The 19,693-nt window shown below is 41.6% G+C and carries 14 protein-coding genes, 7 tRNA genes and 4 pseudogenes; 18 read left to right on the top strand and 7 right to left on the bottom strand.

The features are described 5' to 3' along the window. Positions 1-25 precede the first annotated feature (25 nt). Positions 26-648: pseudogene (locus ACG9ZB_RS06260) on the top strand (integrase core domain-containing protein). 67 nt (positions 649-715) lie between these two features. Here ACG9ZB_RS06260 and ACG9ZB_RS06255 read toward each other — a convergent pair. Continuing rightward, positions 716-1,588: an ATP-binding protein gene (locus tag ACG9ZB_RS06255; protein WP_005400626.1), complete on the bottom strand. Its 873-nt coding sequence runs from the start codon at positions 1,586-1,588 to the stop codon at positions 716-718. 204 nt (positions 1,589-1,792) lie between these two features. Between ACG9ZB_RS06255 and ACG9ZB_RS06250 the strand changes: the two genes are divergently transcribed. From ACG9ZB_RS06250 to ACG9ZB_RS06215, 8 genes are all read left to right on the top strand, one after another. Further along, positions 1,793-3,304, top strand: coding sequence for a DUF3336 domain-containing protein (locus tag ACG9ZB_RS06250; protein WP_419324884.1), 1,512 nt, complete (start codon positions 1,793-1,795; stop codon positions 3,302-3,304). Further along, complete coding sequence (locus ACG9ZB_RS06245) at positions 3,279-4,103, top strand: protein kinase domain-containing protein (protein WP_419324882.1); 825 nt, start codon at positions 3,279-3,281, stop codon at positions 4,101-4,103. Before ACG9ZB_RS06250 ends, ACG9ZB_RS06245 begins: the two co-directional genes overlap by 26 nt. Before the next feature lie 107 nt (positions 4,104-4,210). Then, positions 4,211-4,295, top strand: a tRNA-Leu gene (locus tag ACG9ZB_RS06240). A gap of 35 nt (positions 4,296-4,330) precedes the next feature. Further along, a tRNA-Trp gene (locus ACG9ZB_RS06235) sits at positions 4,331-4,404 on the top strand. Positions 4,405-4,437: 33 nt separating this feature from the next. Further along, positions 4,438-4,522 (top strand) — tRNA-Leu (locus ACG9ZB_RS06230). A 189-nt stretch (positions 4,523-4,711) separates the two neighbouring features. Then, positions 4,712-4,796 (top strand) — tRNA-Leu (locus tag ACG9ZB_RS06225). Between the two features lie 35 nt (positions 4,797-4,831). Beyond that, positions 4,832-4,905, top strand: a tRNA-Trp gene (locus ACG9ZB_RS06220). Positions 4,906-4,938: 33 nt separating this feature from the next. Further along, a tRNA-Leu gene (locus ACG9ZB_RS06215) sits at positions 4,939-5,023 on the top strand. Between the two features lie 129 nt (positions 5,024-5,152). On the opposite strand, the gene ACG9ZB_RS06210 is transcribed toward ACG9ZB_RS06215, so the two are convergent. The 3 genes from ACG9ZB_RS06210 to ahpC all read right to left on the bottom strand — a co-directional run bounded on the left by ACG9ZB_RS06210 (position 5,153) and on the right by ahpC (position 7,342). Further along, positions 5,153-5,356 carry a hypothetical protein gene (locus ACG9ZB_RS06210; RefSeq protein ID WP_004696295.1) on the bottom strand — a complete coding sequence of 68 codons (204 nt, stop codon included), beginning with the start codon at positions 5,354-5,356 and terminating at the stop codon, positions 5,153-5,155. 488 nt (positions 5,357-5,844) lie between these two features. Beyond that, entirely contained in the window at positions 5,845-6,576 is a 732-nt protein-coding gene (gloB, locus tag ACG9ZB_RS06205) for a hydroxyacylglutathione hydrolase (protein ID WP_419324880.1), read from the bottom strand. A gap of 202 nt (positions 6,577-6,778) precedes the next feature. Further along, positions 6,779-7,342 carry an alkyl hydroperoxide reductase subunit C gene (ahpC, locus tag ACG9ZB_RS06200; protein WP_419324878.1) on the bottom strand — a complete coding sequence of 188 codons (564 nt, stop codon included), beginning with the start codon at positions 7,340-7,342 and terminating at the stop codon, positions 6,779-6,781. Between the two features lie 343 nt (positions 7,343-7,685). On the opposite strand from ahpC, the gene hrpA reads away from it, so the two are divergent. From hrpA to ACG9ZB_RS06185, 3 genes are read left to right on the top strand one after another with little or no spacing between them, the layout of a single operon-like run. Continuing rightward, on the top strand, positions 7,686-11,624 hold the full coding sequence (gene hrpA, locus ACG9ZB_RS06195) for an ATP-dependent RNA helicase HrpA (protein ID WP_419325038.1): 3,939 nt from the start codon (positions 7,686-7,688) through the stop codon (positions 11,622-11,624). A 30-nt stretch (positions 11,625-11,654) separates the two neighbouring features. Continuing rightward, entirely contained in the window at positions 11,655-12,767 is a 1,113-nt protein-coding gene (locus tag ACG9ZB_RS06190) for a beta-ketoacyl-ACP synthase III (RefSeq protein ID WP_419324876.1), read from the top strand. A gap of 6 nt (positions 12,768-12,773) precedes the next feature. Continuing rightward, positions 12,774-13,547 (top strand): 1-acyl-sn-glycerol-3-phosphate acyltransferase, encoded by a 774-nt coding sequence (locus tag ACG9ZB_RS06185; protein WP_419324874.1) that lies wholly within the window; start codon positions 12,774-12,776, stop codon positions 13,545-13,547. Positions 13,548-13,570: 23 nt separating this feature from the next. On the opposite strand, the gene ACG9ZB_RS06180 is transcribed toward ACG9ZB_RS06185, so the two are convergent. The 3 genes and pseudogenes from ACG9ZB_RS06180 to ACG9ZB_RS06170 form a co-directional block, all read right to left on the bottom strand. Continuing rightward, a complete protein-coding gene (locus tag ACG9ZB_RS06180; protein WP_419324872.1) occupies positions 13,571-13,849 on the bottom strand; it encodes a hypothetical protein in 279 nt (92 codons plus the stop codon). A 270-nt stretch (positions 13,850-14,119) separates the two neighbouring features. After that, a pseudogene (locus ACG9ZB_RS06175) lies at positions 14,120-15,189 on the bottom strand (ABC transporter substrate-binding protein). Positions 15,190-15,222: 33 nt separating this feature from the next. Then, positions 15,223-15,411 (bottom strand): annotated as a pseudogene (locus ACG9ZB_RS06170) (ANTAR domain-containing response regulator); the annotation flags it as partial. Positions 15,412-15,429: 18 nt separating this feature from the next. Between ACG9ZB_RS06170 and ACG9ZB_RS06165 the strand changes: the two are divergent. The 6 genes and pseudogenes from ACG9ZB_RS06165 to cobT all read left to right on the top strand — a co-directional run. Then, positions 15,430-15,597: pseudogene (locus tag ACG9ZB_RS06165) on the top strand (molybdenum cofactor biosynthesis protein MoaE); the annotation flags it as partial. 180 nt (positions 15,598-15,777) lie between these two features. Next, positions 15,778-17,199, top strand: a complete 1,422-nt coding sequence (cysS, locus tag ACG9ZB_RS06160; RefSeq protein WP_419324870.1) for a cysteine--tRNA ligase — start codon at positions 15,778-15,780, stop codon at positions 17,197-17,199. A gap of 64 nt (positions 17,200-17,263) precedes the next feature. Next, positions 17,264-17,339, top strand: a tRNA-Gly gene (locus ACG9ZB_RS06155). Positions 17,340-17,487: 148 nt separating this feature from the next. Further along, positions 17,488-18,126: a 2'-5' RNA ligase family protein gene (locus ACG9ZB_RS06150; RefSeq protein ID WP_419324868.1), complete on the top strand. Its 639-nt coding sequence runs from the start codon at positions 17,488-17,490 to the stop codon at positions 18,124-18,126. Next, entirely contained in the window at positions 18,126-18,644 is a 519-nt protein-coding gene (gene cobU, locus ACG9ZB_RS06145) for a bifunctional adenosylcobinamide kinase/adenosylcobinamide-phosphate guanylyltransferase (RefSeq protein WP_419324866.1), read from the top strand. The genes ACG9ZB_RS06150 and cobU overlap by 1 nt, the downstream gene beginning before the upstream one ends. Beyond that, on the top strand, positions 18,641-19,693 hold the full coding sequence (gene cobT, locus ACG9ZB_RS06140; RefSeq protein WP_419324864.1) for a nicotinate-nucleotide--dimethylbenzimidazole phosphoribosyltransferase: 1,053 nt from the start codon (positions 18,641-18,643) through the stop codon (positions 19,691-19,693). Before cobU ends, cobT begins: the two co-directional genes overlap by 4 nt.

Below are 19,693 nucleotides of genomic sequence, written 5' to 3'. Positions count from 1 at the left end.
GTTTACACCTTAAGAGACTTATTTTATGGAACATGCACGAGAACAACGAGTTAAACGTACACAACGTGATTATAGCTTGGCCTTTAAAATGATGGTGGTACATGAAGTAGAAAAAGGGCAAATTACTTATAAACAAGCTCAGGCAAAATATGGTATTCAAGGAAGATCAACTGTGCTGGTATGGTTACGCAAGCACGGACAACAAGATTGGACTTCGAATTGGTGACAGATGCTTATACCCGTCAGATTAAAGGTTATAAGTTATCGAATGATATGCGTGCGGAGAATGTTGTGCAGGCTCTACATATGGCGATGCAGCATGTGACGGATCGAGCGACAAGGATGATTCACCATTCAGACAGAGGCTCTCAGTATTGCTCTGAACTATATCAATCGGCATTACGCCATTATGGGGTATGTCCATCTATGACAGATGGAGGAGACTGTTATCAAAATGCATTAGCAGAGCGGATTAATGGAATATTAAAGCAGGAGTTTTTAACTACACGATGTCAAACCATGAAGGAGTTAGATCACTTAATTACGGAATCTATCATGATTTATAATTGTTATAGACCACATTTAAGTTTAAATATGAACACCCCGAATCAGACGTATGAGCAAACTAAAACCGAGCTAATTGCTTAACTCGGTTTGAAGTGGAATACTGTCAATCTATTTCAGGACAAGACACTTTGCTTGGTTTGTAAATAGTTTAGAGCTGCTTTAATTGTTGTGAACCGACCCAGTGTTTAGAAAATTGATAGGCTGCACGTCCAGAGCGTTGTCCACGCGCCTGACACCAACGAAGCGCTTCGGCTCTTACCATATCGTCCATGACGATTTGAGCTTTTGCTAAGTAGTGCTGCACAATGTCCAAATATAAGTTTTGATCCATTGGATAAAAAGACAGCCATAATCCAAAACGATCGGAAAGTGAAATTTTTTCTTCAATCGCTTCTTGTGGATGCAGTTCAGTGTACTGCGGTACGTCGACTCGAGTCACAGGCGTGTTTTCATGCATAAACTCAGGCAGCAAATGACGACGGTTACTGGTGGCATAAATAATAAAATTACTTGAACCTGACTGTAAAGACCCATCTAGCACACTTTTTAAACTGCGATAGTTTTCATCTTCGGCGTTAAAAGCTAAGTCATCACAATACACAATAAATTTTTCAGGACGCTCTGCAATTAGCTTTTGAATTTCAGGCAGTTCGGATAAATCATCACGTTCAATTTCAATCAGCCTTAAGCCTTGATCTGCATATTCCGTTAATAAAGCACGCACAATAGAGGATTTACCTGTACCGCGTGAGCCTGTAAGCAGGACGTCATTGGCAGGTAAACCATTGAGGAACTGTTCTGTATTTTGCAGTACTTTTTCTTTTTGGCGCTCAATGCCTTTTAAATCATTTAATTCGATTCGTTTGAGCTGATGAATGGGTTTTAACTCGCCATTTTCCCATTTAAAGGCAATCGCTGAAAAATCAGGTGCTTGTTTAATTTCTGGTAGGCTTTGCTGTAGTTGTTGGAGTACAGTCGATAGTGCTTCTAAGATATTGTTCGGTAGGTCAATGGTCGCCATGATTAATCAGTTTATAATTACACTTGTTGTTGATCTTAACATCCGATTTAGTCGCATCAAACCCTTAACGTGGTGTAGATTTGCCAATTTTAGGGTTGAAATGGCAATTGTAATGCTCACATAATTTGCACATAGTCAGTTAGACTGACGGTTGAACGTGTCAGTGAAATTTTAGGAAAACAAAAAAAGTGGGTGAGGATGAATATGTTGTTTAAAGATTTCACACGGGAAATCAACCCGCACCAAGCCTATCGAATCAAAAAACTGAAAAACCAATTGGCTCAGGCAGAGAACTATACTGAGTGGAAAAGCATTGCGCTTAGAATTGATGAAGAGTCAGGGGCGCAAGAGTGGAAGTATGACAACTGTTCACCTTATTTCGATGCAGAAGTGATTACCCATCGTTTAGGGTTGTTGAAACGTTATCGCCAACAAAAGCGTACGACCGATTTAATGTACCTGCTACGGGAAGGTCTGAGTTATGATATTGCCAATATTGCTCACCCCATGCTGTTTACTGCAACCTATGTCGGCACCAAGAAAATTATTGAAGACTATATTGAAGAAGTTAGTCGAGGTTTAGCATTTGTAGCATCTACGGATTGCCAGTGTTTAGATAAACAGCAAAAAATTGAATTTTTTCAGCACTGCCAAAAAGCCTTTGGGCAACCAGCCATGATGTTTTCAGGCGGTGCAACATTAGGGTTGTTTCATACAGGTGTGTGCAAGGCTTTGCTTGAGCAAGACCTGATGCCGAAAGTGCTATCTGGTTCAAGTGCAGGTGCCATTATGACCGCGATGCTGGGGCGAGCAACGCCTGCAGAAATGCTAAGCATCTTAAATGGTGAAAACTTTTTCACCGATGCTTTTCAATTTCGAGGCTTTCGTGAGGTCTTAAAGGGCAATGGTGGTTTAGCGGATGTAAAGCATTTAAAAAACTTTTTAATTGCAAATTTGGGTGACGTTACCTTTGAAGAGGCCTTTAAGCAGTCAGGCTTGTATAATAATGTCGCGGTTGCACCTTATGACGCCTCACAAAATCCGCGCATTATGAATACCTTTACTTCACCTGACTTATTGGTATGGAGTGCGGTACTCGCGTCTTGTGCAGTGCCGATTCTATTTCCGCCAGTCAAGCTCACCAGTAAACGACATGATGGCTTATATACTCCCTATATGTCTTCTACTCGCTGGGTTGATGGCAGTGTGCGTAGTGATTTCCCGCAGGAAAAAATGGCGCGTTTATACAACTTAAACTACACCATTGCCAGTCAAGTGAATCCGCATGTGGTGCCGTTTATGCAGTCGGATGAAGCACGGTTTCGTAAAGATATGTTGAGCTGGCCTGAACGAATTGTACGCCGACAAGGCAAAGTGATTAGTAAAGGGGTGATGGACTTTGCTCGTGAGCGTGTGGGGATGATTCCACCGATCCGCCGTTTACTGGATCATGGCTATGGCGTGGTCGATCAGCGTTATTATGGCGATGTGAATATTGTAGGGAAATATGGCCTGCGCCATTATAGCTATATGCTGCAAAATCCAAGACCACACTTGTTTAAACTCTTACAACGTGAAGGCGAACGTGCAACTTGGCCAAAAATCTCAATGATTGAAACACATGCTCGTGTTGGGAAAACCATTCAACATTGTTTAGAGGTCTTAACTGCATTGGATACGGTAGAGATGAATGAATCCGAATTCTTGGCAGTTTAATCGTCAAGAATTAAATGCTCTCGCGATGTCGCTTCATATTCCGACTCAGCGTTTGGGCTGGGGGCGAAGGCTTTATCGCTTTGAAGTTGCAGGGCAGGGGTATTGGTTAAAGTATCAGTCGTTATCAGAGCATGTGGCGCTAATTCACGGCTTTGACACTGAACTTAGTTTTTATCAACATGCACTTGCGATGCTGCAACTGCCGAAGTTCTTGCCTGAAGTGCAAATCCTTGAAAATTTTGAGCTTCACTCAGAGCAGGTGAAAGTCGCACTCATCTTAAAAGATGTTCCATCATTATTTATGGCGAATCCCCATCAGTTAAGTCGAGATCATGTCATTCATATCATCTTTAAAATGCTGAATGCTGTTGAAGAATTACATCAGATGGGTTGGATTCATGCTGATTTAAAAGCTTCACATTTTTTGTTAGACGGTTCTACATGTAAATTAATTGATTTTGAGCAGAGCCAAAGAATTGGTGAAATAAGCTGTCAAAAGGTTCTAACAGCGACACCGCGCTATATGGCACCTGAATTATTTCATGGTGAAGCAAAGACTGTACAAACCGACCTATATGCACTTGGGATCATTCTACTTGAGTGGTTGACTGATCAACGTTTGCAGGCATCATGCTACCAAGATTGGGCGTATTTACACTGTCAGTCTTTGAAGATAGCGCTTCCAGAACCTTTTCAGGGTTTTAGTCCACTATTACATGGACTTTTAGCTAAGCAAAAAAGCCAAAGATGGCAAAATACCATGGCTGCAAAACGATGCTTAATGACTGAAATTGAATGAGAAAAAGCCAAGTATATGATTTTTGTTTCTTATTTAATCAAATGAGTGTGTTTTTCTTAAAAATTGCTTGTCATGCGAAAATGATCCCTATAGTATACACAGCCATTGGGGACGTGGCGAAATTGGTAGACGCACTGGATTTAGGTTCCAGCGCCGCAAGGTGTGAGAGTTCGAGTCTCTCCGTCCCCACCATAAATCATTTGAATTAAGATGGTTTATAAGGCAATAGAGGATTGGTGTAATGGTAGCATGACGGTCTCCAAAACCGTTCGTCAAGGTTCGAATCCTTGATCCTCTGCCAACTTAAAGTCTAACGCAAAGTTAGCACCCTGATGGGGACGTGGCGAAATTGGTAGACGCACTGGATTTAGGTTCCAGCGCCGCAAGGTGTGAGAGTTCGAGTCTCTCCGTCCCCACCATCAGTAATGAAGCAAGGTATAACGCCTTGCTTTTTTATTGCCTGAAATTTAGTGAAGAACGGAATAGCCTTTTTATACAGATAGAACATAAAAATAGATTCAACTGCTGATTTTATGACAGAAAAGCGGGTGATTGCTTATAAAAGCGCTTGTCATATAGTGTCTATCGCTATAATATACACAGCCATTGGGGACGTGGCGAAATTGGTAGACGCACTGGATTTAGGTTCCAGCGCCGCAAGGTGTGAGAGTTCGAGTCTCTCCGTCCCCACCATAAATCATTTGAATTAAGATGGTTTATAAGGCAATAGAGGATTGGTGTAATGGTAGCATGACGGTCTCCAAAACCGTTCGTCAAGGTTCGAATCCTTGATCCTCTGCCAACTTAAAGTCTAACGCAAAGTTAGCACCCTGATGGGGACGTGGCGAAATTGGTAGACGCACTGGATTTAGGTTCCAGCGCCGCAAGGTGTGAGAGTTCGAGTCTCTCCGTCCCCACCATCAGTAATGAAGCAAGGTATAACGCCTTGCTTTTTTATTGCCTGAAATTTAATAGATGATTCATATATAAAAAAAGCCCCTTTAAGGGGCTAAATTTTGATTCATCACGCGAAGTAAGTATGGAGCAATTTAGGCTTTCAAATGGTCTTCGAATTCTTCACCGAGCTGCATGGCCAAGTTATTGCCCGCTAGGTCGCAAGTCACCAGTCCATATTCTTTTTTAAAGCTAAAAGTAAAGCCACGGTTGTCTGCTAAGGTTTTAACTGAATAACCTAATTTCTCTAGCCAAATACGAAAGGCGATGAGGTTTTTTGCTTTCACTACTTTTTTCACGAGGATATTCCTTTTTCACTGATAAATTATTAATAGGGATATTTCACGCTTTTTTAAAGGGGATTTTTTTATATATTTTTGTTTTTGTCTCTTTTTAAAGCAATCTAAACTAAGGCGAAAACGTATAGAAAGCATAAACGAGAGTTTTTCATTGTTTAAAATAATTTTATCATGATGAAAAATAATAATATTTTGAGATGAGTCTCAATACAATGGAGTTATGTGCATTCGTGATAGAGAAGTATTTTGTCGTAAATAGAAATGTAATGATTTTTTTCAAAGGCTAGATACTTTGAGATAGTATTCTCAAACAGCCTTGCTCGTGATCATTCGATTCTGGCATTGTGTGGGTTGAAACTGCATTGGTTGAAATTTTGAGAGCGCAAAGGTTAAGGGTAGAAGCCCAACTGATCTTTTTAACTCAATAGAAGCATACATACATAATAGGAGACTGCGTTAGTCAGCAGTCTCTAGAAGGCGAAGACCAATTAAAATTGATCCTTCAGATCACGCAGTCGTTTAAACTCTTCAACATTTTCTGTACGTAAAAAAGGATTGGTTTCGAGTTCGATCTCAATACTGCTAGGAAGGGTGCATTGCCCCAAATAGCGCATGGTTTCCACACGGTCTAAGCGTTCTTGAATGGCGATATTGTCTGGTTCAACATGGATGGCAAACTTCGCGTTAGAGAGCGTGTATTCGTGCGTACAATAGACTTTGGTTTCGGCAGGTAAAGCCGCTAAACGATTGAGCGAATGGTACATCTGCTCATGTGTACCTTCAAACACTCGCCCACAGCCCATAGCAAACAGAGTGTCACCGCAAAATAAAGTCTGGATAGATTCAATAAAGTACACAATATGGCCCAGTGTGTGGCCTGGAACTGCTAAAACGTCGACATGTAAATCATGAAATGAAAAATAGTCATCATCCATCAATGCATGGGTGATGAATGGAATTTTAGATAATTCGTCACGTGGCCCATACACAGGAATATTCCGACTCGCAATCAGGTCAGAGACACCGCCAATATGGTCTTTATGCCAATGAGTCAGCCAAATTTGAGCAATATTTAAGCCATTTTCAGTGCAATAATCTTCAACTAATCCAGCCTCAATTGGATCAACCACCACGACTTGCTTTGATGAGCTGTGTTCCAGTAGCCAAATATAGTTTTGGAGTTGGTTTTTCACATCAATTATGTGAACTTGATAAGTCATCTTTTTTCTTCAATGTGTTACATGTATTCATTCTACTGTAGCGGGTACACGCACTGAATTCTAGTCATGAATCATGTAAGACGTAAAAGGATAGATATTTATTGTTTTATGCTTTCTCTTTTTTGTCATATTGTACTGTTATCTTGCTCATAAAAAACCACGCTAAAAAGCGTGGTTTTTTATGTGTTCAATCTAATTTAGATTAGATTTTACCTACTAGGTCGATTGAAGGAGCAAGAGTTGCTTCGCCTTCTTTCCATTTAGCTGGGCAAACTTCACCTGGGTGAGTGTGAACGTATTGAGCTGCTTTAACTTTACGAAGTAATTCTTGGGCATCACGGCCAATACCACCAGCGTTGATTTCAACGATCTGGATTTTACCTTCTGGATCGATTACGAAAGTACCACGGTCAGCAAGACCAGCAGCTTCGATTAGAACGTCGAAGTTTTTAGAAAGAGTCCAAGTTGGGTCGCCGATTAATGGGTATTGGATTTTACCAATAACTTCAGAAGTGTCGTGCCAAGCTTTGTGGGTAAAGTGAGTGTCAGTAGAAACACCGTAGATTTCCACGCCTAATTTTTGGAATTCAGCGTAGTTGTCAGCAAGGTCACCAAGTTCAGTTGGGCAAACGAAAGTGAAGTCAGCAGGGTAGAAGAATACTACAGACCATTTGCCTTTAAGATCTGCTTCAGTTACGTCAACAAATTGACCGTTGTGATATGCAGTAGCTGCGAATGGTTTTACTTCAGTATTAATCAAGCTCATCATTGTCTCCATGATTGGGGTTTGTATTTAATGTTGAATAGGCTATCGAAATTTTTGTTATTGCTGAAACAGTATTTTTACATTACGAGAATCGGAAAAACCGAATCTTACTCCAGACTATTTCAGCGAATGTGATCATTCTGTTCATTTAGCATGATAAATATGATGACCAAATGACAAAATCATCTATTCCGCAACTCATTTACAGACATGATGTCCCTAGGCTTAAAATTCAAGGGGATTTTTGAAAAAAGTTAAAATTAAAAAATTATGCTGTACTTTCGCTTCGCGGTATTACCACGTAAACTAAGCGATTGATGTTTTTGATGTGGGTATTTTTTCTGTGCAGCGTCCTTTAAATATAGAGCAATTGGTGATGGTCAAAGACCGTCATCGTTTAAATCGACTCAAAAAAGGAAAAGATGCCAACGAAAAGCAATATCAAGCATTATTTGAACAGTCGCATTTAAAAGTTCTAGAGCGTATTGAGCGCATTCCGAATATTAAACTTAACCAAGACCTGCCTGTTACGCAGTATGCAGATAAGTTAATTGATGCCATTCAAGAGCATCAAGTGATTATCGTTGCAGGGGAGACGGGTTCAGGTAAAACCACGCAGCTACCGCAAATTGCGATGTTGGCGGGTCGTGGTTTAACCGGTCTGATTGGTCATACACAGCCACGTCGTTTGGCTGCGCGTAGTGTGTCCCAGCGTATTGCGGAAGAAGTTGGTGAGAAACTTGGAGAGTCGATTTCCTTTAAAGTTCGTTTTAATGAACAAGGATCCCAGGATTCTATTGTCCGTTTAATGACGGATGGTATTTTGCTGGCAGAACTGGCCAATGACCGTTATCTCAATAAATACGACACCATTATTATTGATGAAGCACATGAGCGTTCGCTTAATATCGACTTTATCATGGGTTATCTCAAACAGCTTTTGCCTCGCCGTAAAGATTTAAAAGTCATCATCACTTCTGCAACTTTAGATGTAAACCGTTTTAGTCAGTACTTTAACAATGCACCTATTTTTGAAGTAGAAGGTCGTAGCTTTCCAGTTGAACTACGTTATCGCCCAGTCTCTGAAATGAGCATTGTTGGTAGTGATGATGATGAGTTTGATGACTTTGAAGAAAATCTACCTCGTGCTGTCGTGCAAGCTGTAGAGGAATGTTTTAGGGATGCACAAGAAAAAGGCCATCCTGAATATGCCGATACTTTAATTTTTGCCAGCACTGAACAAGAGATTCGTGAATTACAAGAAACTTTGCAAAAGCATGGGCCGCGGCATACAGAAATTTTACCCTTATATGCGCGTTTGGCCTTAGCTGAACAACAAAAAATCTTTAATCCATCAGGTGGCGGGCGACGCATTATTATCGCCACCAACGTTGCAGAAACAGCGCTGACTGTACCCAATATTCGTTATGTGATTGACAGTGGTTTTGCGCGTATTTCTCGCTATAACTATCGTTCACGTGTACAGCGTTTACCGATTGAAGCGGTTTCTCAGGCCGCAGCAAATCAGCGTAAAGGTCGTTGTGGTCGTATTGCTCCAGGTGTATGTATTCGTTTGTATTCTGAGGAAGACTTTCAAAGTCGCCCAGAGTTTACCGAACCCGAAATTAAGCGAACGAACTTAGCTTCAGTGATTTTGCAGATGCAAAGTTTAGGGCTGGGAGCTTTAGAAGATTTTGATTTCATTGAGCCGCCAGATCATCGTTTAGTTAACGATGGTCGTAAGTTGTTGGTTGAACTTGGGGCAATGACGGAGAAAAGTAAACCCCCTGTTTTGAAAAGAGGGGGCGGGGGAGATTCATCTGAAGAAAATCCCGCTCAATCCCCCTTTTCCAAAGGGAGAGGTAAAGGAGATTTAACCAAAATTGGTCAACAGATGGCCAAAATGCCAATTGACCCACGTCTGGCCCGTATGATTTTGGGTGGGGCACATTTTGGTGTGTTGAATGAAGTCTTGGTAATCGTTGCCGCTTTGGCCGTACAAGACCCACGTGAACGCCCTGCAGATAAACAAATGCAGGCAGATCAAAAACATGCGTTGTTCCGTGAAGCCGATTCTGACTTTTTATTTTATATCAAACTTTGGGAAGCACTGGTTGCCAACCGGGATATGAGTGAAAACAAACGTCGTACTTTTGCGCGTAATCATTTTTTAAGCTGGTTGCGTTTACGTGAATGGAAGAAAACTCATGAGCAATTGGTCGATTTAGCAAAAGGCTTAAAGCTGTCTTTTAATGAGAAAAAAGCCAATTATGAAAATTTACACCGTGCGCTTTTAACAGGTTTGTTGTCTTTTATTGCCAATAAAACCGATGAGCGCAATGTGTTTATGGCTGTGCGTCAGCAAAAAGCCCGCATTTTTCCAGCATCTACTTTACATAAGACCAATACGCCTTGGGTCATGGCTTTTGAGATGGTAGAAACCTCACAGGTCTATATTCGGACACTGGCAAAAATTGAACCTGAGTGGATTTTGCTTGCAGCAGGTGATTTGCTGAAGCACCACTATTTTGAGCCGCACTGGTCGAAAAAAGCAGGTGTGGTTAATGCTTATGACCAAATTTCACTATTTGGCTTAATTATTGAGCCGAAACGTCAGATCAACTATGAAAAAGTCGACCATGTTGCAGCACATGAAATTTTCCTTCGAGATGCGCTGACGACAGGGCATTTGGGCATTACTCCACCCTTTTTAAAACACAACCTGCTTAAACTTGAAGAAGTAGAGCGGGTCGAAGATAAGCTACGCCGCCGTGATTTGGTGGTGGATGAAGAGACTATTTACCAGTTTTATGCGGCTAAAGTGCCTGAAGAGGTGGCAAGCCGTCGTAGTTTTGAAGACTGGCGCGCAACGGTTGAACCGCAAAACCCACGTTATTTATTTATCGATGATGATGCGTTGTGGATGAACGACCGTCCAACCACGCAGCAGTTTCCCGATTTTTTACGCAATGGCGAACTGCGCCTTGCGGCCAGTTACCGTTTTGATCCAAGCCATGACGAAGATGGTGCAACAGTGAAAATTCCGTTGCAAGCCTTACCCCAGGTGGATGAAAACTTGTGGTCTTGGGGTATTCCTGGTTGGCGTCAGGATTTAATGGAAGCCTTACTCAAAGCACTGCCTAAAGATAAACGTCGTCATTTGGTGCCTATCCCTGATACGGCTGCAAAGCTAATGGCGAAAGTAGATGCGATGCATTTACAACAGCATATTTTTAGTTTTTTAGCCTTCCAGTTACGTGGCGAACAAATCACTGAAAAAGACTTTAGCTTTGAGCGGGTCGAACAGTATTTGTTGCCGCTGATTAAAGTGATGGATGACAAAGGCCGTGTAATTGAACAAGGTCGTGACTTGTCTGAGTTAAAAGCGCGCTGTCGAACAGAAACTCATAGTCCAGTCAAACAGCTCAAAGGTGAGTTCCAAACTTTCCCTAAAAGTTTTGTGTTTGCAGCATCACAAAAAGTGGCGGGTGTGGTGGTGAAGCAGTATCAAGCTTTGGTGCCAACCAAGGCATTTGCGGCACTGGAACAAAAGGATGAGTCTGGTGTGGTGATTCAGACCTTTAATGATCAAGCTGAGGCGATTAAACAGCACCGTGAGGGTGTACTTCGTTTGGTGCATATACAACTGGGGGATTTGGTCCGTCAGTTGAAAAAACAAATTTCCAAACCTTTGGAATTGGCGTATTCACCTTTGGGCGATAAGGCGCAGTTGGAGCAAATGTTAGTTTATGCCACACTGCAAATGTCGATCAATGAACTGCCGGTCAATGCACAAGAGTTTGAAAACTTGCTTGCAAATGTCAAAAAAAATTTTCTTACTCATGGGCAAAAAGCACTTGCAGATGTGACAGAGATCTATATTCAATGGCAGGATATACGTCGAAAACTGTTGGTCTTAGATGATGCTGTGTTTGGAAAAAATATTGATGATGTTGAAGATCAGCTAGATTTGATGTGCTTATCAAACTTTGTCTATGTAAAATCTTCCGACATTTGGCTTGAATTTCCTCGATATTTGAAAGCATTGGTCTTGCGTTTGGAGCGCCTGCCCAATAACCTACAGAGGGATAATTCTGCCATTGATCAAGTTGACCCGTGGATGGAAAAATTATTTAAGTTTAAAAATGACACTCGCCTTAAAGAATTGTATTTCATGGTTGAGGAGTTTCGGATTTCTTTATTCTCTCAACCGATGAAGACAAAGATGCCCATTTCTCCGACTCGCTTGCAAAAAGTATGGGAAAAGCTTGGAATCAGTTAAGATATAGGTAATTTAAAGAAGGAGTTTTACATGGGCATCCGCATTACAGGTACGGGTCTTTATCATCCTGAAGACATCATTACCAATGAAGAGTTAGTTGAAAGTTTAAATGCTTATGTGGAACAGTATAACCTAGACAATGCTGACAAAATTGCTTCGGGTGAGTTGGAAGCCCGTCGTGGGTCAAGCGCAGAGTTTATTGAAAAAGCGTCTGGTGTAAAACGTCGTTATGTGGTTGAGAAAACAGGGATCTTAGATCCGAAGCGTTTACGTCCATTGTTACATGAACGTTCAAATGATGAACTCTCGATTCAAGCCGAATGGGGTGTGATCGCTGCAAAACAAGCGATGGAAAATGCAGGCGTAACTGCAGAAGATATCGATGTGGTAATTTTATCGTGCTCTAATTTACAGCGTGCTTATCCCGCTGTTGCAATTGAAATCCAAACAGCATTGGGTATTCAAGGCTATGCCTATGACATGAACGTGGCATGTTCGGCAGCAACCTTTGGTATTAAACAAGCCTATGATGCAATCAAAGCAGGCGGACGCCGTGTATTATTGGTGAATGTAGAAATCACCTCTGGTCATACAGACTATCGTTCACGTGACTGCCATTTTATCTTTGGTGATGTCGCAACGGCTTCAATCATTGAAGAAACCAACAGCAAAACTGGTTTTGAAATTGAAGACATTAACTTATTCACACAGTTTTCCAACAACATCCGCAATAACTTTGGTTTCCTAAACTTAAGTGAAGTCGATGCAGAGATTGAAAACAATCGTTTCGCTCAAGACGGTCGTAAAGTGTTCAAAGAAGTTTGTCCACTGGTTGCCAAAATGATTACAGCGCAACTTGAGAAAAACAACATTGCACCGACTGATGTGAAGCGTTTTTGGTTACACCAAGCCAATGCCAGCATGAATGAGCTGATTCTGAAATTGGTTGTAGGCAAAGAAAATGCTCAGCCTGATTTAGTACCGATCATTTTAGATGAATTTGCAAATACCTCTTCAGCAGGCGTCATTATTGCGTTGCATCGCACAGCAGACCAAGTCAATGACGGTGAATACGGTGTCTTGTGTTCATTTGGCGCAGGTTACTCTGTTGGAGCTGTGCTTGTGAAAAAACACGTCGCATAAGCCCGTATGTTGCAGGTTGAGCATGATGCAAAATGGATTAAACGTCTGAGTGCTTTATCCAAACTCTATTTCACACCGACATTTATCGGTGCTGAACAGTTAGATGCATCACAACCTGCAATGTATGTAGGAAATCATTCTATGTATGGTGTGCTTGATTCACCTATGTTGATTGATTATTTCTACAATGAGCATCAAGTGGCTGTGGTCAGTATTGCTGATCATAGTCATTTTTATTTGCCACTGTGGCGCAGTGTGGTGAAAAAATTTGGTGCAGTCGATGGTGTCCCAGCCTATGTGCGTGAAGCCATGCAACAAGGCTATTCCATTTTGGTTTTTCCTGGTGGCGGACGCGAAGTTCTAAAACGTGAGGGCGAACAGTACCAACTGATTTGGAAACAGCGCTACGGCTTTTTAAAGCTCGCTCAAGAATTTGGCTATGACATTGTACCATTTGCTGCTTTGGGGGGAGATGAAGTCTTTGATATTGGCTTTGATGCTAATAAAGTGGTTCAGCACCAATATTTTCAAAAGTTGCTACAAGTGCCGCAGTTAAATCGCTTATTGCGTAAAGGGGAGGTGATTCCATCTTTACCGAAACATTTGATTCCGAAACGCGTGCCTTTTTATTTTAAGTTTATGCCTAGACAAAGTTTGATGCATATTGAAAACCTAGAACAGTTACAGCAGTTCCGCGACTTGATTGCAGCAGAAATTTATACTGGGCTTGCAGACTTAAGAGTATTGCGTCAACAGCAACATGGTGACCGATTTGATTGAGTATTTACAGGCGTAAACTCGGCTTAGTCTTCCTGTAAATCTTTCAACAAATGTGCAATTTTTAAAGTATGGGTCTTATTCCCTTTGACTTCCATAACCTTATTTTCCACCCACCATAAATATTCAAAAATTTCAGTTTCACTGGCTTGTTCACAAATGAACCGGAATAAACTGGGTAAGTATTCCTCATAATCATCTTGTAGTGCAGGATTGCGATAGATTCGCAGTGGATCCCAGTCTTTAAGCAGTATTTTGTTAATCGCATGTAATAAAGAAACATGTCGATTTTCCTCGGTAAACATAATACACCCCGCTGTCCCTAAGTTAGTTTGACGTTTAAAAAAGAAGTGGTGATGAAGATCATTTATCTATTGTTTTCATGTTTTAAAAGATCTTAGCGTGCTTTTCGCATGAGTAAATAGCACGCTCAGATAAATGGAAGCTAAAGAAAAATATCTAGTAAAGTGGCAGTAAAGTTAGAGCACTGATTTACTTAAAAATATTATTTAGAATAAATGTTTCAAAATAGTGAGTAATTACGGATTAAGTAACATATAGTAATAATTTAACAATCAAATCTTTGTTTGAATGACGCAATTTTCACTAATACTGCGAAGTTCATCACCATCTAAATTTACATCATCCCATTTTTGCATTTGCTGTATGAGCCAAACAAAATGTGAAACTTGAGGCTGGGCTTGTTCGGTAATAAAACCACGAATGATGTTCTGAATCAGGTGATATTTTCCGACGTGAACACTTGCTGGACACGCAAAGCGAATGATGTTGTAATCGAATCGACCAAGACTTGCTAAACAAGCTCAAGATATTGCATTTGTTTAAGTTCAACTTGTGCTTTTTGGATGCCTTGGACGAGGGCTGCAAGTGCATTAGGATTGGAAATAGCCCATTCTTGAGTCACAGCCAGTACTTTGTCTGCGACGTGAGGAATAATGTCAGAGCCAGTCGCAATGATTTGTCTATAGCCTTGAATTTCCGCTTGTGTGTTCCAAGGCTTCCCAACACAAAAACCATCGATCAATTGATTTGAAATGGCTTCCACCATATAGGGCGGTGGTAAAGTGCGGAGATGTACGCGTTTGGCAAACTCAGGATTGGCCAATGCCAACGACTCACGTAAACAATAATGATGAATAGCCTGCTTAAACACATGGGCAATCGGAAGATACATACTGTTCATGCTGCATGGCGCTAAAAATTTCTGTGCAGTGGTGGCTGCATCGTCAGTTTTTTTGATATCGAATGCATAGCATAGTTTTTGGCTTAAGCTAATAAAAGCACTGTTATATATAGCTGAATACTTAATTTATTATCACACCTAAAACCATAGGAAATGAGGTTTTACAGATGTTTCCATGTGCTAGGGTTTTTAGAATTTAGCTATAACTTAAGACAAGAGGGGTTGTAGCGGAATACCGAGTTGATCCTGAGCGAGTGTAGCAGCATGCAACATGGCAGATAAGCAATGTACTGCGTCTAGGAAACCAAAAGCCAAACGATCTCTTAAGCTTGCCCAAGACGCTTCTTTGACTAAGCTTACGTCTAAGCCTACTTCCTCAAAAAAACCACGTTCTTTAGCCCATAGTCAAGAGACACAGTCTAAAAGTGGGATATAGCCCAGATGAAGTTATGACTTTTCGAGTTGAGCCATGACTTAGTCCTTGAGTTGAGATTGTAAAAGCTGTTGAACATCCAACAGACGTCTTGCCATTTCACCGATCGTCATACGGTGGCTCATGGCATTTTTACGCAGCAATTGAAAGGCATCATCTTCAGATAGTCCATGTAATTGCATCAGTAAGACTTTCGCACGCTCTACATCTTTACGATCGGCGAGTTTATTTTTGGTGTCTTGTAAGTATGTGAGGAAGCGGTGGAACGGGTGAAACATGAAGTTCCTGTGTGGAAAGAGGAGTTTTATGTGGGTGGCACCAGTCAGTATGTCGATGGCTGTTGTATTCGAACAGATCATGAAGCGCCAAAACCTCATAGCCATGAGCATTGCGAGCATGCACATGTTCATCCCTAGCAAAGTGTGTCATGTAGTGCTAATAAATCTCTTTAAGATTTGAATAAAGGAAATTTAGTAACAGTTGAGTATGAATGAAAGTGGCGAGATAATTGAAAGAAAAATCTTCTGAAAACTTTATGAAAAATAATGCTTAGGTTAAAATAATCCATTCTTATATTTGAAGTCTTTTGAATCGCTATGCAACCATTTGTTCTATATAACTCAGAGCAACGCAAAAAAGTAGAATTCGTACCTCGTGTTGAGGGGCATATTGATATGTATGTCTGCGGTATGACGGTGTATGACTACTGTCATATTGGGCATGCGCGCGTGATGGTTGCATTTGACTATATTATTCGCTTCCTGCGTAGCCAAGGTTGGAGCGTGAAATATGTACGTAACATTACCGACATTGACGACAAAATCATTAAACGTGCCAATGAAAATGGCGAGTCGATTACGCAGCTGACAGATCGCTTTATTCAAGCGATGAATGAAGATGCTGAAAATTTAGGCTGCTTACATCCAGACGAAGCACCGCGTGCGACGGATTATATTGATCAAATGCAAAGCATGATTGGTAATTTGGTTGAAAAGGGCACAGCTTATCCATCTGCCAATGGTGATGTGTATTTCCAAGTGGAAAAATTCGCTAAATATGGTCGTCTTTCAGGACGTAAACTGGAAGATATGCAAGCGGGTGCATCTGAACGCATCGATGTTGAAGTTGAGAAAAAACATCCCTTTGACTTTGTACTTTGGAAACATGCCAAAGAAAATGAACCTGCATGGGCTTCGCCATGGGGCAAAGGTCGTCCGGGCTGGCATATTGAATGTTCTGCGATGTCGACTTGCTGCCTAGGGAATCATTTTGACATTCATGGCGGTGGTTCAGACCTCATGTTCCCGCACCATGAAAATGAAATTGCACAGTCTGAGGCTTCAACTGGCGAGCAGTATGTCAACTATTGGATGCATGTTGGTTTCATCAACGTTGATGGCGAGAAAATGTCGAAGTCATTGGGCAATTTCTTTACCATTCGTGATGTGATGGATAAGTTCCACCCTGAAGTGATTCGCTACTTCATTGTGTCATCACACTATCGTAGCCCTGTGAACTTCTCTGATGTTGCTTTAAAAGAAGCAAAAACAGCGCTGTCACGTTTCTATCATTCATTCAAAGCTTATCAACAAGTCTATGGCGATACCCAAGTCGATACCTTAGATGAAACATTGCTTGAGCGTTTCAACAGTGCCATGCGTGATGACTTCAATACCGCTGAGGCCATTGCGGTATTGTTTGAAGTGAACAAAGAATTGAACCGTGCCGTGAAAGAGCAACAAGCGGAACAAGCGGCGATTTACTATGCAACTTTACGTCATTTAACCAATATTCTAGGTTTGGTTCAGCACAATGTTGAAGAGTTCCTGAAGTCTGATATTGGGCAAGAGGCTTTGGCTTTGTCTGAAGAGCAAATTGAAGATTTGATTCAACAACGTCAAGATGCGAAAAAAGCCAAAGAATTTGCCAAAGCGGATGAAATTCGTCAGTCCTTATTGGATCAAGGTGTGGTTTTGGAAGACACTCGCCAAGGGACAATTTGGCGCCGTGCTGATTAATTCAGCAATTACATTATAGAGTGTTGACAGTTTGATGAAACTCTCTATAATGCACATCCATATTGCGGGAATAGCTCAGTTGGTAGAGCACAACCTTGCCAAGGTTGGGGTCGCGAGTTCGAGTCTCGTTTCCCGCTCCAAAATTTAAAAAAACCTCAAGTTCAACTTGGGGTTTTTTTATGCCTGTAATTTGAGTGTATTGAAAATAATTCATTTAAATGTGAAATTATCTTGGTATGTCAAACCATAATTTTGACAAAAATATGCTTAAATCATTCATCTTCATTTGTGAATAAAATTGTGTTTCTTCAACCCCATAGCACTGTCGTACCGACCGAAGCTCGAGACTATCCTGAATGGCATTTGGGGCGAGAACGCTATGCACTTTGGTATATTGAAGTGGATGATCCCGTTTTGATCAGCTATTTAACAAAGCTTCGTGAGCAGTTCTCAGATTTACTTTATCAACCAAATCAACGGCAGTTTCATATCACTTTATTTGTTGCAGGTTTTTGGGTAGAACAGGCAACACAGTCGGATGACTTTAGTCGAGTGCAACTGAATCAGCAGCTTGAACGCCTTAAAAAATTAAAGCTAGAATCTTTTCAGTTACAGATAGGTGGATTAAATAGTTTTGAAAGTGCCTTATTTTTAAAAGTGGATGATACCGCAGGCGTGTTGGATAAAATTAGAAAGACATTGCTGCAAACCTCGCAGGAAGTCGCAGCATTGAGTTATTGTCCACATATTACATTAGGTCTATACCGTGAAGCAGTGTGTAGTGATCATGTATTGGCACGGATGGCTGAAATTGAAGATATTAGCTATAGCTTAAATGTCTCAAAGCTCACGTTTGGTTTTTATCAGTCCCATGTACTACAAGGGTCATTGTTTTCACATACACAGTTTGAGTTGGGGAATGCGTAATGCAACTGATTTTAGGTGGTGCACGTTCGGGGAAAAGCCGCTTGGCGGAGCAGATTGCACAACAGTTGGCGCAGCCTGTGGTTTATGTGGCAACTGCACAAGCATTGGATGGGGAGATGCAAGCGCGTATTCAACACCATCAGCAACAACGACCCGAAGATTGGGGACTATGTGAAGAACCCATTTATCTTGCAGCGCAGTTGGTCAAATTAGACCGTCCAAACCAAACCATTTTGGTCGATTGCCTGACCTTATGGATGAGTAATTTACTGATGCATACTGACCCCGATTTGCAAGTTCAAGAATGCCAGAAGTTGTTAGAGGTTGTAGGATGTTTACAGTCCGAGCTAATTTTAGTGAGCAATGAAACAGGCTTAGGTGTAGTTCCAATGGGACAAATCAGCCGACGTTTTGTTGATGAAACAGGGCGGTTGCATCAGCAGTTAGGTCAAATCGCTCATAAAGTGGTGTTCTGCCTAGCAGGATTTCCAATGATTTTAAAAGGAGAACAAGTGTGAGTTGGTGGTTAGAAGCATGTCAAAGTCCGAGTGAGGCTGTATTGGCTCAAGCCCTAGCACGCCAGTCACAGTTGACCAAACCGACAGGCTCGTTGTCGGAGCTTGAATCGGTTGCAGTGACATTAGCCAGTTTGCAAAACACTGTAAAACCCAAGATTGACCGTCCATGGATTACGATTTTTGCAAGTGATCATGGGGTGATGGAAGAAAATATTTCTGCCTATCCACAAGCGGTGACGCGTCAAATGTTGCAGAACTTCGCAACTGGCGGGGCGTGTATTAGTGTGATTGCCAAAGAGTATCAAGCCAAATTACAAGTCATCGACTGTGGTTCAGTCGGTGAAGCGTATGAATATGTCGGGGTTGAACGCCACTGCATCCGCGCGGGGACGGCTAACTTTGCTCAAACCCAAGCCATGACTGAAGCTGAATGTGAAGCAGCTTTTGCTTTGGGGCAAAAAAGTGTAGAAGATGCTATCGCTTATGGGGCAGATATCTATGTCGCGGGTGAGATGGGCATTGGAAATACCTGTTCAGCCTCAGCCGTGGCTTGTTTTTTATTGGCTGAACCCGCTGAAAAGCTCACGGGTGTTGGAACGGGTATCCGTACTGAACAATTGATACATAAAAAACAGGTGATTGATCAAGCACTTGCACTTCATGCCCAATATGTCGGGAACGATCCATTTAAAGCCTTATGTGCCGTGGGTGGACTTGAAATCGCAGCCATGACAGGCGCGTATATTCGCTGTGCGCAATTGGGTCTGCCGATGGTGGTGGATGGGTTTATCAGTACTGTTTCGGCTTTGCTCGCAGTACGTTTAAATCCAGATGTTCGCGCTTGGATGCTTTTTGGGCATCAGTCGGCTGAATATGGTCATGTCCGTTTGTTAGAAGAACTTAAAGCGATGCCTTTATTGAAGCTGAACCTACGTTTGGGTGAGGGGAGTGGCGCAGGGGCTGCACTGGGTCTGATCAAGTTAGCCTGTCGCTTACACAATGAGATGGCAACATTTGCTGAAGCAGCCGTGATTGGTGAGAAAGTTTAA

The organism is Acinetobacter johnsonii, from assembly GCF_048551975.1.
Lineage (GTDB): Bacteria > Pseudomonadota > Gammaproteobacteria > Pseudomonadales > Moraxellaceae > Acinetobacter > Acinetobacter johnsonii_A.
The sequence above is the reverse complement of the archived record's forward strand: the minus strand, read 5'-3'. Positions and strand labels throughout refer to the sequence as shown.